The sequence below is a fragment of the Desulfofalx alkaliphila DSM 12257 genome (genome assembly GCF_000711975.1).
In the GTDB taxonomy this organism is placed as follows: Bacteria; Bacillota; Desulfotomaculia; order Desulfotomaculales; family Desulfohalotomaculaceae; genus Desulfofalx; species Desulfofalx alkaliphila.
The window spans coordinates 158,212-170,833 of the sequence record NZ_JONT01000002.1 but is presented as its reverse complement, the minus strand read 5'-3'; the positions used below and the strand labels follow the sequence as shown (position 1 = coordinate 170,833).

Here is a 12,622-nt window from a genome sequence, read left to right as displayed (position 1 = left end):
AGTAAGTGGCCGGCAATACCGGCAAAAACCGCCGGTCTAGCAGGGCTGGGTGCAAAAGGAAATGCGGCGCCGAATACGGGGCAGCACACACAGTCAATGGTAAGCCGCCGCAACTTGGGGCAATAATAAACAATTAAGGGTACATTTGTGTACCCTTAATTGTTTATACTCTCACCGGGCTCCAAAATAACTACCTTGGAATCAGTTTGGGATTCCACCTTCTCTTTAAATTCAAGGGGGTTTTGCTCAATTAGCGGAAAGGTATTGTAGTGCATTGGTATTGCCAGCTTTGGCTTTAACATCTTTACCGCTTCCACAGCATCATCTATACCCATGGTAAAATTATCGCCAATGGGCAATAAGGCCATATCAATACTGTGGTGTTTGCCAATTAACTCCATATCACCAAATAAACCTGTATCTCCGGCGTGATATATTGTGATACCATCCAGGCTAATAAGAAAACCGCAGGGGTTACCTAAATACTCTGCCGGTCCACTGTCCCCTCCAATGGAACTGCCGTGCAGCGCCATGGTCAATTTAACCTTAAAGTCACCAAATTGATGACTGCCGCCAATATGCATGCCGTGGGCCCGGGCCCCCTTTCGGGCACAGTAATTAGCAATCTCAAATACACCAATTACTAAGGCATTACAGGTTTTGGCAATTTGTATGGCATCACCCAGGTGATCACCGTGGCCGTGGCTCACAAGTACATAATCGACCTTAATATCCGACACTTTAATTTTTGCCTTGGAATTCCCGGTAATAAAGGGGTCCACTGCTATTTTTACACCTTGATGTTCGATAATAAATCCCGCATGACCGATGAAAGATAACTTCATTAGCAACACTCTCCTTTTGACCGTTAATAATATCATTATTTGCCATTATTACCAACAATCCTCTTGTTTTATTAATTTGGCCCAAAGGAGAATATGTTTAATTTACCTTTCTATTTTGAAACTGTCAATGAGCCTATTTTGAAGATCAAAAACGCTAAAGGATGCAGAACCACCCCTTACCTCAACCAGGACATAATGATGTGTTGAAACCGGCCCAACCACCACATTTCTCTTATCCCTTACTGCAGAATCCAAAGGCCCCCCTGCTCCCCCTGCGGTTATTTGATAGATCTCATTGTAAAATTTATAATAATTACTGCTAAATGAGCTATCCACCAGCCGGCGATTGTAATTATGCTCGTGACCAACAAACACAGCAGATACCCTGTGCCGATCAAAAATTGCCCACAGGGCATCCCGTTCGTTTGGGTTTGCATCTAAGGCCCTCCCGTAATGCCGCCCCACTGGGTAAGGCATAACATGAAGCATGACAAAGTTATGAGTTTTATTACTGCTCGACAATAATTTTTCCAACCAGACCCGCTGATTTGCATCCACAACATAATTCCTAGCGGCATCCCGGCGGATGGAATTTAACACTATAAATCTGGAATTACCGTAATCAAAATAATAGACCGTACGCCTGTACCCGGGTAACTGATCATTGGGTAGACTGCCAAAGGTATTGCTAAAAAGCGATTCGTTCTTCTCATGGTTTCCTATGGCCGGAAAATAAGTATACCCTTGCATTATTCTCTTCCAACGCTCCAGTTCCCTGGGCAAATCCTTTGAGTTGCCGTGGACCATATCCCCGGCAAACAAAATAAATCTCGGTTGATTAGATAACTCCTTAATGTTATCCATAAGGGCACCCAAAACTTTTTCATTGACACCCGATGAAGAACCTTGGCTGTCACTCATCACAATAAAACTAAAGCCATCTAACCTCTGTACGTCAGCTTGGTCCCTTGAGTAATTGTAGACTGATAACACTGCAAATATCAGCACAATTACCAAGGGTAGCAGCAACCTTCTAATTCTGCCGGAGAAGATTCCCATATTTGCCATCACTCCCTTTTTTATCCAGTTGCTACATTCTATTACTTAAAGCCAGGTGGCGTTACTTGATTTTTTATGTAGTTTGCTACCCCTGGGAAGAGGCGGTTAATAACAAATTAAGGCCTGTGCCGGTCTTTAGACTTAGGCACAGGCCTTAATTATGTTTACACCGTTAGGTGGTCCAGTCATTGAGCAGATTTCTTTGTAAATTAAGTACCTTTTCAATGGGCACCGCTAGACCCCTCACCCTTTCCTCCCCCTCATGGGTGATGCGTGCAGTGGCAAAAACAACACCTATTACTGCGCCGCTGCTGTCAAATACCGGGCTGCCGCTATTGCCGGGGTAAATGGGGGCATCCAGGGCTATAACTTTATCCGAGGTCCCTTGAACCCTAAGATAACCGTCCACAGTGCCCTCAACCACCACATTGTTATAACCCAATGGGTTGCCGACAATCCTTACACTGTCACCGGATGCCGGTGGAAAATCAGAATTTATGGGGACCTTAGGCAGGTCTTTACCATCCAGTTTAATTATTGCCAAGTCGTATTCCGGCCTGCTAATCCATTTTTCGGCACGGTAAATTTGTCCATTGGGAAAAGTAACTGCCATGTTCAATGCCCCTTCAATAACATGATGGTTAGTGACAATTATACCGTTTGGATGAATATTAAAACCGGTACCGGAACTTTGGCCAATTGCCATGGCATCGGGCTTGCGGGCCACTGTCCTAATCTGCACCACCGAATGCAGCATATTACTGTCCATATCTTTTTTTAGCTTCAAGGACTCAGCCAACAGCCCAGCCATTGGTAAGTTTAGAGCCGACACTGTGCTTCCCACCACCACTGCCACAAAGGCCATGGCGGTGATAAAAGCAATAATTCTTACCCACGGCGATCTGCCTGCCGCTTCATGGTCTAAATCATCGTCATCCTCATCATCATAGTGCTCATCATATTCTTGATAATCAGGATCAATTTCGGCCAGCAGGTCCTCAGGGGGTAGTCCATCTTCATCCAATTCAAATTCATATTCATCTTCCCTATGATTTAACCGATCCTTGTGCATAAGAACAGCTCCAAACCTTTTTCTGTGTGATGGTATCAGCTTTTCATTTGCCCTTTTCACTCTGTTTTGCCGCCATATGGACTATAAAAGTTGAAATATAGCCCACACCACCCCTGCTAAAATTGCAAAGCCAAATATCATCCTTACTATTCCAACCAAAAATTTAATAACCAAGTACAAGGCCGCTGCACCAACAGCAATCAACAAGAGACTTTCCAAAACTAATACTACTCCTTTCAAAGCCATTTATAAAGTCAAAACAGTAAAACTCGATATGCCCCTGTGTCAGTAAAATAACAATTTCTACAATGCCATTAGTTTCCCTGCAATTATGTTACATATCTTTGTATCTTATAGTAAACATTATATATAAAAAACACCGCCCTAGCCACTTGGTCGGTGTTAGACGATAAGGGGGGTTACCTTTGCGTGGGTAGCTCTAATGTTTGTTTCATTGGCCTTGGTATTTTTATTAGTACGCAGTCCCGGCATTAATAAACTTTGGCCGGCCGGTCTGGCGGCTGTGGCGGTAACTTTAATGTTGGATGTAACCTTGGTGCAATTGGGGGCCTTTCGCTATAAGGCGCCACTGTATGCAATGGCCGGTGTGCCATTGTTTTATATCATTGCAAACTTTGCCAACGGCATACTGCTTAAGCGCCTGGTTCCGGAAGACCGCTTGTTAAAACCGCTTGTTACTGTGGGTTTGGCGGTGGTATTTCTATTGGTGGAATGGTTTTTTATTAAAATTGGTTATTTCCAGCACCTAAAGTGGAGTTTGTTGAACAGCTTAGGGCTTAATATCATCGGCTTTGTTGTTGTTTTGTGGATAGCCGATTTGTTTGATTTAAGGTATCCCACAAAAATATTTTCGTTATAGTTTCTGTTATTATGGTTATACTAGATTATAGGTAGAACGATACCTCAATCTCCTCTCCCTTTTTATAGCTGTATCTTCGGATACAGCTCTATTTATTTTTAAGGCTCAGTTAATGTTTATTGTTGATATTTTAGTAAAAAGTCAGAGGTGCTACTTTTTTATGCATCTCTGACGCATTTTATAGAAAATGCGAATTCAAAACATTGATAATTGTATTGTAGGGGCGGTCTTTGACCGCTTGTTTTCAGCATATAATATATGATTAAATCAACAAATTACTCGGTTGTTGATGACGACCCTGTACAAATCTTGCCATTAGTTGAAGAAAATTTTATTAGTAGTTTCTCAAATATATGATGCCATCACTTCTAATTATTTGAAAATCAAGATCATTCCTTACACTTAGGATAGAAGCAACATCTGTATGATTTCCTGTTGTGAAAGATATACTATATCCGTTATTAGTAGGGTATCCATATAAATAACAAACCACTTTACCGTCCTTTAAAAAAACTAATTGATTCATTCCTTCACTTACTGTTTCTTTAATGTTTTGCCATTTATAGCCTATCGTACTATAAATTTTTTCCTTAGGAGTATATGGGTCAAATGAATAGGCTACATCCCATTCAAATGGCGTTACATCTAACAAATTTATTGTTTCAACAGATTGATCAATTGACAGTATTTCTTCCCTCAACAACTCTGAGTTTACTTCCCACAAGTCCTTCTTTAGCAAGCTAATTAATGCAACTACACATAGCAAACCAGTGACAACAACTATAGCTTTTTTTGTTTTCATATTGTATTTCCCCCTGAATTTATTAAGAACATGAATTTATATGGTGGTTATATTCTGAAGTAAGAAAGGAAAACCTCTTTACTATATTTTCCTACTACATTTACCATCTAATGTGCATTATTAACTCTCCGAGACATTAAAACTTGATTGCCGAATATTATCAAACGTTTCAACTACCTCAAACTTAAAGGAAGACAGTAACATATCTTTGATATTCTGCCTGGTGCTTTCATGTCCACGGTTATCTATAAATAAGAACCATGCTAAGTAATTATCAAGATACTTACTGGCTACACCTTCAAAACGGTCAATACACTGCTTTAAGCGTGAATGAATCGCATTAACATTTTGAATATGGTAAAGCCCTTTAATAACGTGCTTTCCACTGTTAGACTTAATGCGATAATGTTTAATACCATTCTCTATCGCATAGGTCTTATATGCTCTCCAAGCGTCTGTAACCAATACATTTCTGCATTAAGTTTAGGGCCAATAACTTTTTCCAGTTGAGGTTTCTATTAAGCCCCCTAACTGGATTTGAGTAATGTACCCCAAAGAGGTCAAAGAACAGATTCTTAAAGAAGTCGAAGAAGTGGGAAGCGTCCATAAAGTAGCAAAGCGACACGAGGTAGCCCCTACTACAGTATATGGCTGGCTAAAAGCCAAGAAAAATAACCATAAAGCCTGGGATAATACCTCAAATAAAGATAAACGAATTGCCAAGTATATCCCATCACCTAAAGAGTTTAAAGAGTTAGAAAGTGAAAACGCCAAATTAAAAGAATTGCTAGGTGAAAAGGACCTTGAAATACACATACTGAGGGATCTCTTAAAAAAGAACAACCCCGACTCTCTGAGAAAATTGAAATAGTCGACAAATGGATAGCTCGGGGATATGCAGCAGCAAAAGTGCTAAGAATCAATGAGGACATTCAAAACCTTCTTTAAAACGTGTTTCTCTCATTTCGTCTATTAACCGACCTTTAGCAGTGGAAGCAGGGTCTATCTGGCGTTTAATAGCCTGATAGACTATTTTTTTCAGTTTGACTTAGTTTTGATAAATCCTTTAACAACTCACAAAGCTCTTTTCTCATATCCCGCTTTCCTCCTGACGAACTAAATTACCTAGTTATAGCAGAGTATAGGAAAATACACAAAACATCAACATTTACCTTTAATAGAGCCATTTAAAAAATAATCCAGAAAACCCCTGCTTCTTTATTTTTTTCAGATACGGGTTTCCACCGCCGCCCCTTTGTTAATGGAGGCAGTAATGAAATATAGGGCGGACAAGTATTGTCCGCCCTATTTCATTACTCCAATGATGCAAGATATTTTTCCACCTGGGCTGCTGCTATGGCACCGTCTGCAGCGGCGGTAATCACCTGCCGCAATGGTTTCTGCCTTAAGTCACCCACAACATAGAGACCGGGTACACCTGTGCCGGTATCTTCTTGGGTTATTACATAGCCCCTTTCGTCCAATTGTACCAGATCCTTTATTAAGTCTGAGTTTGCCTCAGTGCCCACATATATAAAGACACCGTCTACCTTAATCTCACTAAGTTCGTTGGTCCGCACATCCTTTACCTCTATGCCGGTAACCTTTTCTTGGCCCTTAATTTCTGTCAACACCGAATGCCATACAAATTCTATTTTGGGGTTGTCAAAGGCTCTCTGCTGCAAGATCTTGGTGGCCCTTAACTGGCCCCGGCGATGTACAATGTACACTTTGGCTGCAAACTTAGTTAAAAACATCGCCTCTTCCACCGCAGCGTCCCCGCCGCCAATCACTGCCAAGGTACCGTCCCTAAAAAATGCTCCGTCACAGGTAGCACAATAGGATACTCCTTTGCCATGGAATTCTTGTTCACCTTTTACCCCAATAAACTTGGGTTTAGCGCCGGTGGCTACTATCACTGCTTTCGCTATTACCTCTTCATCTGAATAAGTAATTTTGAAACCCTTTTCATGCAATTCTAATTTGTCAACGTCAGAATATATTATTTCACATCCAAAACGCTGGGCTTGTTCAGCCATTTTCATTGACAAATCTGGGCCATCGATACCATCCGGAAAACCCGGATAGTTTTCTACCCGCTCCGTTGCTGCTGCCTGCCCGCCGGGCATTCCCCTTTCTATGATTAAGGTATTTAAAGCTCCCCTGGCTGCATACAGCCCGGCAGTTAATCCGGCAGGTCCACCGCCAATTATTACTAAGTCTTTTACAGTCATTATATGCACCACCTATGGTATATTCTCACTATTACATTATTGCATTATTTTAAATTGTCCGTCAAGTAATCAAATCAAATCTACATTTTAAGCACATATAAAATAATCTTTGATATTTGTCCTCTTTTGATGCCAAAATACTAAGATGTTAATATTCTTCCCCGGCCATTTCATTAACTATTGCTATACCGGCGCTGGCTCCTATTCTGGTGGCCCCTGCTTCTATTAAGGCGAGGGCCTGGGAGGCTGTTTTAATTCCTCCGGCTGCCTTTACCCCCAGGTGTGGTCCCACTGTCTTACGCATCAGCCACACATCCTCCACAGTGGCACCGCCGCTACCAAAACCGGTGCTGTTTTTCACATAGTGGGCACCTGCCCTGCGGGCCAGTTGACAGGCAGTAATTTTTTCGTCTTTGCTTAGATAGCATGTTTCAATTATAACTTTAATGATTACGCTTGGGTTAATGACTTGGGCAGCAGCCACCACCGCTTTTATGTCCTCTAAAACAATTTCTTGCTTGCCCGCCTTTAATGCTCCGATATTAATGACCATATCTAATTCCTGGGCACCGTTACTAACAGCATCCTTCGCCTCAAAGGTCTTGGCAGCGGTGGTTGAGCAACCTAAGGGAAAACCGATTACCGTACAAACGGCTATATCTGTTCCCTGCAGCTGCTCCACTGCCAAAGGCACATGGCAAGGATTTACACAAACGGAAGCAAAACTATAATCCGCTGCTTCTTTACACAGCATTATAATATCATCTTTGGTGGCGGTGGGCCTCAGCAGTGTATGGTCAATCATTGCGGCCAATTGCTTCTTGGTTTTCATTATTAATCTCCTTTGGCTTTTTATATAATGCTACCAAGTTTAGATATAATAAAACAAGCCCAGTCCGATAAACCGAGCTTGTTTATTGCTTACGGCAGTGTCACTGGCACAGTTTTATTTAGCCGCCGGTAATCAGGTGGATGGCTTCAACGTCATCTCCCTTGTTTATTATTGTGGTTTGGTAGTCCTCCGGTGGTATATACTTACCGTTAATTTTAATCACAATGTGGGGAAAGGTATAATTCTTTTTTTCCAACATTTTTTGCACGGTAAGCCCTTCCTCCCATTGAAAATCTTTTCCGTTGACTTTAATCATTTATACCACCTCTTAAATTTACTATAAATAGCGTTTAACCACCTCAACAACTTCAGGTAGATCCATGCCTAGACGTTTTAGTGTTTCTAACTTTGGTATGCCATTTTTTGTCCAGCCTTTTCTTTCATAAACGGCATCACATAATTTTTCGTATTGTTCTTCCCTGTATTTTCTCAGGGCAGCCATTTTTTCTTGGGTGGACATGCCCTCCGGATCCATGCCTAATAGTTCTTTTAACTGGCCGTCATACCTTTCTTGCCTGGACAGATATTCTTCCTCAGTAACCGGTCCCACAGAACGATAAGGTACCTTATCATACTCCCTGGTGCCAAAACCCATTCTTAAGTTAAATACCTTTTGGAAATTATATACACCTTCGGACTGTGCAATTAGATCCTCTTTCGTGATGTTTTTGCCGGTAACCCCGTTAAATAGGTCTACATAGTTTTGCACGTGCTCAGGTACTTTGGCAGGTTCATCGGTTAATCCGTTGTCCTCCGGTACAATATCATTCCAAGGCAATTTACAAAGTCCTACTAAGCCAAACCATGTTCTGAACATTGGAAAGTAGTGTAGGGCCTCTGCTTTATCTTCAAAGGTGGGCAGCTGGTTATTTACCATATCCATAAATATTAGCCATGCTTCATCGTGCTGTGGCCCTTTGTTGGCTAAACCAAAACCACCCTGCTGTGCAAGCGATTCTTTGCTCAGGTATTCAGCATACTCCATTCCCTTTGCTTCCATGGCTATATCCTGTAGGAAATTAGCGTCTGCGCCGTATTCCTTAATAAACAGTTCCTTGCACTTTCTAACACCTTGCCCGGCTATTTTACCGAATCCTTCACCCCTGGACATTTGGTGCAGCAGTTCCATGGCAGCTTCTTTGTTACCAAAGTTCAGCTCCAGGCCGCCGGTTATTTCTTTGTTTATAATACCATTTTCGTAGCACTCCATCAGGAAGGCAGTTAAAGTACCAAAGGAAATGGTATCAATGCCGTAGGTATCACAATAAAAGTTACACTCAGCTATATAATCAATGTCAAATATGCCGCAGTTGGAACCTACCCCGGCGATGGTTTCGTATTCAGGTGCATCAATAATTACTTTTTGTCCCTTATAGGGCCCGGTTTTTAGTTCGAAGTCGCACATTACCTTACAGCATGACAGGGTACACCCGTACCAGCATCCGTCGGATTTCCCGGTGTAATTAAATCTCTCTACCCATTTGGGGGCTGATATTTCCTTGCCCTTTGGGTGAGAACCAAATTTAAAGTTATTGGTGGGAAGTAAGTCGTAGTCATTCATAATTCCCACTAAAAATGTGGTGCCACGCAGTCTCATTTTGTTTTGCTTGTCGTCACCGTTATAAATTTCTTTGTGTAGCTTGATACCTGTTTTGGACACCTTTTCAAAGTCAGCAACATTGTTCAAGTTCCCTTTAACACCCCGGAATTTTACAACAATTGCTTTAATCTTTTTATCTCTTAGTACCGTTCCTATACCGCCACGGCCCGCCTGTTTTAATCTCACTGCCTTTCTTCTTGCATCGTAAAAAGAAAAGTTCAACATACCAATTAAGGTATGTTCTGCAGCGGTGCCTGCTGAGACAACTGAAATGTTTCTTTTATCCTCTTCATTATCTGCAAACATTTCTGTTAGTTGTTCACCCAGCAGGTGACTGTCTACCGCTTCCTCCGGGGATTCTTCAATGGTAACAAGACCATTGTTTCCATCTATAAAGATAATTACATCCTTCTCTGCTTTACCCTGCACCTCTAGGGCGTCCCAGCCGGAAAATTTCAGCAGTGGTCCAAAGTAACCGCCTACGTTACTGTCCACCACCGAACCGGTGGTGGGAGATATGCTTACCACCAGTGACTTGCCTGCACCGGGATACTGAGTAATACCGCCAATGGGTCCAGGTGAAATTACTATTTCATTTTCCGGATCATTCCATTTGGTTTCCGGTGTTACTGCATTCCATAAATACCAAAGACCAAAGCCCTTGCCACCAATAAATTTTTCCTTCATTGTTTCGGTAACGACTTTTTCTTCAATTTTATTCTCGGATAGGTTAATATACAGCGATTTATTGGCATAGCCCCTGTCTAACTTTGCTGGGGTATATCTGTACTCTGCCAGCAATTTGTGGGCTGCTTTTAACTGCTCAACATTCATTATGTCGCCTCCCCTTCTACAAATATTGCTCCAGTTGGGCATTCCTTAGCGCAAATTCCACAGGCGATACACTTAAAGGGTTCTTCCAGCTCACCCTGGTGGTACATGGCCCCTTCGGGACAAAAACCAACACAGGCAAAACAGCCGGCACAAATGGCTTTCCTAATTCTAACAACACCTTTTTTGTCTCGATAAATGGCCTGCGCCGGACAAAGGTCAATACATTCACCACATTGAGAACATACGGTAATCTTTATGTTCGGTTGCTCCTCAATTCGTATGGCAGATTTTTTGGGGTTTTCTTCTTTAAAATAGGTGCGGGAACATATTTGCTCGCACAGATGGCAGGCAGTACATAGTTCTTCTTTTTTATCCAACTTTTTCAACATCTTCACCTCCCAATGATGACAACTAAACAACTGACGGTTCTACATATAGTTGGCCACTTTCAAATCTCTTCACGCCATACATATCTATGGGGTATTCCGGTTCTTGGCCCAGCATCACCTCTGCCATCAGTTTGCCAACCACCGGAGCAATCATAAAGCCACGACCGGAAAAACCGGCGGCAACGAAGAAACCAGGCACCTCAGGAATAGCACCCAGTATTTGAGTTTTGTCAGGTGTTAAATCATATAGACCGCTCCACTGTCTTACCACCCTCAAGTTTTTCAGTATGGGCAGGATAAAGGTAATTTTAGCGGCCATTTCATGCATAAACTGCCAACTGGACTTAATATTATAATCCTTTACCTCGTTGGGGTCACCTAAACCCATAATAAAACCACCATGGGGTACCTGCTGGCAATAAATACCATGGTAGAAAGACATCACCATGGGGCCTTGCAGTTTCTCCACCGGCTCAGTAACTAAGATTTGGTGGCGTTCCGGGTAAATGGGCAATTCTACCCCCACCATGCGCCCTAACTCACGGGTATATGCACCGGCACAACTTATTACCAGTGGTGATAATATTGTACCCTTAGTAGTTTCTACACCACTGATCTTATCCCCTTCTTTAAGGAGCTTTGTAACCCTTGTGTATGTCAATATTTCGACACCCAGTCTTTTTGCAGCCTGGGCATAAGCGTCCGTTGCTTTAAAAGGATTGCAGTGACCGTCCTTTGGGCAGAATGTTGCACCGTGTAATCCTTGCAGATTTATATGGGGCACCAGTTCCTTGATTTCTTCAGGGGTAACCCAGCGGGAAGGAATACCCAATTTGTGCTGCAGGCCTAAATTTTTATGAAACTGCTCAACCATTTTTTCATTGTAAGCCAACAGCAAATAACCCTCTTGTTTTAACTCGATACTGTCGTCATATTCCAATTCTTCTTCCAGCGTTTCATACATGGCCACGCTGTCCCTGGCCAGCACAGCATTTGGCTCGGTGCCCCACTGCATCCGCATACCCGCACCGCAACGGCCTGTGGCCCCGCTGGCAATATACTTTTCTTCTATCAATACAACCTTTTTTAATCCCATTTTGGCTAAGTTGTAAGCGGTGGAACAACCTATAATTCCGCCACCGATCACCACCGCATCTGCAGTTTTAATCATTATCGTCACCCCCGGCAAGCACTCCTAATTTCACTGGTGTAGTAGGAGGGCGGAAAGTGGTTAGGGGCACATCACTGACCGGCTCTTTGGTGGCCGCAGCAATCTCCCTAACGATTAAAGGTGTACAAGTTCTTCCCTGGCAAGGGCCCATGCCCACCCGCAGCAACCGCCTTAACTGTTCAAGGTCTGTGATACCTTTGTCATATATGTAGGCACGGATTTCTTCCAAGGTTATGTCTTCACAACGGCAAATAATGTTTACATCTTTGTTATCTTTGGTTTTACAACCGCAACCTGACATTTTACCGCACCTCCTTAACCTTAAAGTGTCTTACTTCCATAGCCAGGTGATGGGGTACAGCTAACCAAACAATATTGGTTCCCTCTAATTTTTCAGAGGATTGTACCTTAACAACCTGGGCTTCTCCCACTGTCTGTCCTGCACGGTTCACCGCATCCACCACATGACCCTCGGCGGGCAGCGGTAAATATTCATAAGGAATTTTTATCAGTGCTTTATCGGCACTGTAGGTTTGGTCAATAATAAATATGGCCAAGCCCGGGCAGCGGCTTAAACACATTGCACAGCCGTTACATTTATCATGATCTAATCGGGGGCGATCATTAATATCGGCAAAGGGCTGAATGGCCTGTCTCTTGCAGCTATGGTAGCAGGGGTCGCATGGTATTTTCTGAAAACACTCAATCATTGCCACCGCACCCTTAGCTAATCTCTCTTTGCTGGGCATAACCTCAGCTATATCTTCTGCGGTTGGTACACCGGTTCTTGCTAACACATTAAACTCCTCCCTTCCTAAAAACAGAAAACGGACCTCAGGCACAA

15 protein-coding genes and 1 pseudogene are annotated in these 12,622 nt (G+C 42.6%); 2 read left to right on the top strand and 14 right to left on the bottom strand.

Annotation, left to right across the window (positions count from 1 at the left end):
- Positions 1 to 155 precede the first annotated feature (155 nt).
- The 4 genes from BR02_RS0102630 to BR02_RS15580 form a co-directional block, all read right to left on the bottom strand.
- The gene (locus tag BR02_RS0102630) at positions 156 to 845 is read right to left on the bottom strand and encodes a metal-dependent hydrolase (RefSeq protein ID WP_031513916.1); all 690 of its coding nucleotides are present in this window, start codon (positions 843 to 845) and stop codon (positions 156 to 158) included.
- Between the two features lie 102 nt (positions 846 to 947).
- Entirely contained in the window at positions 948 to 1,913 is a 966-nt protein-coding gene (locus tag BR02_RS0102625; protein WP_084170904.1) for a metallophosphoesterase family protein, read from the bottom strand.
- Between the two features lie 163 nt (positions 1,914 to 2,076).
- Positions 2,077 to 2,976, bottom strand: coding sequence for a S1C family serine protease (locus BR02_RS14680; RefSeq protein ID WP_157834915.1), 900 nt, complete (start codon positions 2,974 to 2,976; stop codon positions 2,077 to 2,079).
- An 81-nt stretch (positions 2,977 to 3,057) separates the two neighbouring features.
- Positions 3,058 to 3,222, bottom strand: coding sequence for a hypothetical protein (locus BR02_RS15580; RefSeq protein WP_169738559.1), 165 nt, complete (start codon positions 3,220 to 3,222; stop codon positions 3,058 to 3,060).
- Positions 3,223 to 3,418: 196 nt separating this feature from the next.
- Here BR02_RS15580 and BR02_RS0102605 point away from each other — a divergent pair, with 196 nt between their 5' ends.
- On the top strand, positions 3,419 to 3,856 hold the full coding sequence (locus tag BR02_RS0102605) for a hypothetical protein (RefSeq protein ID WP_031513913.1): 438 nt from the start codon (positions 3,419 to 3,421) through the stop codon (positions 3,854 to 3,856).
- 334 nt (positions 3,857 to 4,190) lie between these two features.
- Here the strand turns inward: BR02_RS0102605 and BR02_RS0102600 are convergent, their stop codons facing one another.
- Positions 4,191 to 4,658: a hypothetical protein gene (locus BR02_RS0102600; protein WP_031513912.1), complete on the bottom strand. Its 468-nt coding sequence runs from the start codon at positions 4,656 to 4,658 to the stop codon at positions 4,191 to 4,193.
- Positions 4,659 to 4,778: 120 nt separating this feature from the next.
- Positions 4,779 to 5,152: pseudogene (locus BR02_RS0102595) on the bottom strand (IS1595 family transposase); the annotation flags it as partial.
- Positions 5,153 to 5,202: 50 nt separating this feature from the next.
- On the opposite strand from BR02_RS0102595, the gene BR02_RS0102590 reads away from it, so the two are divergent.
- Positions 5,203 to 5,529, top strand: coding sequence for a transposase (locus tag BR02_RS0102590; RefSeq protein WP_031513908.1), 327 nt, complete (start codon positions 5,203 to 5,205; stop codon positions 5,527 to 5,529).
- Between the two features lie 442 nt (positions 5,530 to 5,971).
- Here BR02_RS0102590 and trxB read toward each other — a convergent pair whose 3' ends face one another.
- From trxB to BR02_RS0102550, 8 genes are all read right to left on the bottom strand, one after another.
- Positions 5,972 to 6,892 (bottom strand): thioredoxin-disulfide reductase, encoded by a 921-nt coding sequence (gene trxB / locus BR02_RS0102585; protein WP_031513906.1) that lies wholly within the window; start codon positions 6,890 to 6,892, stop codon positions 5,972 to 5,974.
- Positions 6,893 to 7,040: 148 nt separating this feature from the next.
- On the bottom strand, positions 7,041 to 7,724 hold the full coding sequence (gene deoC, locus BR02_RS0102580) for a deoxyribose-phosphate aldolase (protein WP_031513905.1): 684 nt from the start codon (positions 7,722 to 7,724) through the stop codon (positions 7,041 to 7,043).
- A 118-nt stretch (positions 7,725 to 7,842) separates the two neighbouring features.
- Positions 7,843 to 8,040 carry a sulfur carrier protein ThiS gene (thiS, locus tag BR02_RS0102575; protein WP_031513903.1) on the bottom strand — a complete coding sequence of 66 codons (198 nt, stop codon included), beginning with the start codon at positions 8,038 to 8,040 and terminating at the stop codon, positions 7,843 to 7,845.
- A 21-nt stretch (positions 8,041 to 8,061) separates the two neighbouring features.
- Complete coding sequence (locus BR02_RS0102570; RefSeq protein WP_031513900.1) at positions 8,062 to 10,218, bottom strand: aldehyde ferredoxin oxidoreductase family protein; 2,157 nt, start codon at positions 10,216 to 10,218, stop codon at positions 8,062 to 8,064.
- Positions 10,218 to 10,604 carry a 4Fe-4S dicluster domain-containing protein gene (locus BR02_RS0102565; protein ID WP_034638700.1) on the bottom strand — a complete coding sequence of 129 codons (387 nt, stop codon included), beginning with the start codon at positions 10,602 to 10,604 and terminating at the stop codon, positions 10,218 to 10,220. Before BR02_RS0102565 ends, BR02_RS0102570 begins: the two co-directional genes overlap by 1 nt.
- Positions 10,605 to 10,629: 25 nt before the next feature.
- Positions 10,630 to 11,778, bottom strand: a complete 1,149-nt coding sequence (locus BR02_RS0102560; protein ID WP_031513897.1) for an NAD(P)/FAD-dependent oxidoreductase — start codon at positions 11,776 to 11,778, stop codon at positions 10,630 to 10,632.
- Positions 11,771 to 12,079, bottom strand: coding sequence for a (2Fe-2S)-binding protein (locus BR02_RS0102555; RefSeq protein ID WP_031513895.1), 309 nt, complete (start codon positions 12,077 to 12,079; stop codon positions 11,771 to 11,773). Before BR02_RS0102555 ends, BR02_RS0102560 begins: the two co-directional genes overlap by 8 nt.
- 1 nt (position 12,080) lies before the next feature.
- Positions 12,081 to 12,620, bottom strand: a complete 540-nt coding sequence (locus tag BR02_RS0102550; protein ID WP_337999110.1) for a 4Fe-4S binding protein — start codon at positions 12,618 to 12,620, stop codon at positions 12,081 to 12,083.
- Positions 12,621 to 12,622: the final 2 nt, after the last annotated feature.

Bases quoted from the DNA above. Each gene is read 5' to 3' on its own strand.
- BR02_RS0102630 (WP_031513916.1), bottom strand. From the start codon at position 845: ATGAAGTTATCTTTCATCGGTCATGCGGGATTTATTATCGAACATCAA.
- BR02_RS0102625 (WP_084170904.1), bottom strand. From the start codon at position 1,913: ATGGCAAATATGGGAATCTTCTCCGGCAGAATTAGAAGGTTGCTGCTA.
- BR02_RS14680 (WP_157834915.1), bottom strand. From the start codon at position 2,976: ATGCACAAGGATCGGTTAAATCATAGGGAAGATGAATATGAATTTGAA.
- BR02_RS15580 (WP_169738559.1), bottom strand. From the start codon at position 3,222: ATGGCTTTGAAAGGAGTAGTATTAGTTTTGGAAAGTCTCTTGTTGATT.
- BR02_RS0102605 (WP_031513913.1), top strand. From the start codon at position 3,419: ATGTTTGTTTCATTGGCCTTGGTATTTTTATTAGTACGCAGTCCCGGC.
- BR02_RS0102600 (WP_031513912.1), bottom strand. From the start codon at position 4,658: ATGAAAACAAAAAAAGCTATAGTTGTTGTCACTGGTTTGCTATGTGTA.
- BR02_RS0102590 (WP_031513908.1), top strand. From the start codon at position 5,203: ATGTACCCCAAAGAGGTCAAAGAACAGATTCTTAAAGAAGTCGAAGAA.
- trxB (WP_031513906.1), bottom strand. From the start codon at position 6,892: ATGACTGTAAAAGACTTAGTAATAATTGGCGGTGGACCTGCCGGATTA.
- deoC (WP_031513905.1), bottom strand. From the start codon at position 7,724: ATGAAAACCAAGAAGCAATTGGCCGCAATGATTGACCATACACTGCTG.
- thiS (WP_031513903.1), bottom strand. From the start codon at position 8,040: ATGATTAAAGTCAACGGAAAAGATTTTCAATGGGAGGAAGGGCTTACC.
- BR02_RS0102570 (WP_031513900.1), bottom strand. From the start codon at position 10,218: ATGAATGTTGAGCAGTTAAAAGCAGCCCACAAATTGCTGGCAGAGTAC.
- BR02_RS0102560 (WP_031513897.1), bottom strand. From the start codon at position 11,778: ATGATTAAAACTGCAGATGCGGTGGTGATCGGTGGCGGAATTATAGGT.
- BR02_RS0102555 (WP_031513895.1), bottom strand. From the start codon at position 12,079: ATGTCAGGTTGCGGTTGTAAAACCAAAGATAACAAAGATGTAAACATT.